Origin of the sequence: Stenotrophomonas sp. PS02289, from assembly GCF_029960115.1 — a bacterium.
GTDB lineage: Bacteria > Pseudomonadota > Gammaproteobacteria > Xanthomonadales > Xanthomonadaceae > Stenotrophomonas.
Window position 1 is genome coordinate 1 of sequence record NZ_JASCOZ010000335.1, and the last position, 1,279, is coordinate 1,279.

Consider the following 1,279-nt stretch of genomic DNA (forward strand, 5'->3'; position numbering starts at 1 on the left):
TGGCAACATCGAATAAGAAACCGCGTGGATGGACGGGGGCCACGGCCGGGATCTGACCGCGGCCGACCCGGTGTTTGCGAAGAAGGTCTGGCAGGGCTACGTGGATCTGTTCGGCAATGACCTGCGCCAGGTGGTCAGCGAGGATGGGCTGGGCGTGCCGTACTGGTCGAGCTCGCCGAGCAACGACCTGGACGAGAAAGCCAACGATTCCACGCGTGGCGACAAGCACTACTGGCAGGTGTGGGGTAACCCGGCGCTGCCGGTGCAGGCCTACCTGCGCGAGACCCCGCGCTTCATGTCCGAATATGGCCTGCAGGCATGGCCGTCGCTGCGCACGCTCGACGGCATCATTCCCGCCGACCAGCGGCAGGTGGACAGCCCGGTGGTGAAAGCGCACCAGAAGTTCATGGCCGGCGAGGGCAACCAGCGCCTGCTGCAGTACATCGAGCGGGAGTTCGGTACGCCGCGCAGTTTTGATGACTTCGTCTACCTGAGCCAGGTGACCCAGGCGGAAGGCATCGCGTTGGCGGCGCTGCACCATCGCGCGTCACGTCCGTACACCATGGGTTCGTTGTACTGGCAGCTCAACGATGTGTGGCCGGGGGCATCATGGTCGAGCATTGATTACGCCGGGCGCTGGAAGGCGCTGCATTTCCACGCCAAGCGGTTCTTTGCCGGTCATGCTGTCGCGGCGTTGCGCGACGAGGGTGTGACCCGGGTCAGTCTGCTCAACGACCGTACCGAACCACTGCGTGGGACGTGGCGGTTGCGGGTGATGGATGTCGATGGCCGTGTGCACCGTGATGAGCGCAAGGCGGTGACGGTGCCGCCGTTGGCGGCGTTGGAAGTCGGACGGTTCACCGATGCGCAGCTGCTGGGCAAGGCGGACGCGAAGCGGACCGTGGCGGTGGTGGAGTTGCTGGACGGTGAGCAGGTGGTGTCGCGGCAGGTGGCGTATTTCGCCGCGGCCAAGGACATGCGCCTGCCGAAGGCAAAGATCGTCAGTCGCTGGGTTCGCGAGGGTGATGACACCGTACTGGAGCTGCGCTCTGCGCAGCTGGCGCGAGGGGTGTGGGTGGCGTTTGACGGCTTCGATGCCGTGCTGGACGACAACGCGCTGGATCTGGTGCCCGGGGAAGCCGTGCGGATCCGGGTGAAGGCGGACCAGAGTGCCAAAGCATTGGCTGACGCGTTGCGCGTGAGGAGCGTAGTGGACGCGTTGTAGAGCCACGCCCTGCGTGGCTGCGTTCCGTTCGGGCTCCGCGAAGCCACGCAGGGC

General features: G+C 65.7%; 1 protein-coding gene. It reads left to right on the top strand.

What is annotated here, in order from left to right; all coding sequences use genetic code 11:
• Positions 1–28: 28 nt before the first annotated feature.
• Positions 29–1,225: a glycoside hydrolase family 2 protein gene (locus tag QMX83_RS21465; RefSeq protein ID WP_282298649.1), complete on the top strand. Its 1,197-nt coding sequence runs from the start codon at positions 29–31 to the stop codon at positions 1,223–1,225.
• Positions 1,226–1,279: the final 54 nt, after the last annotated feature.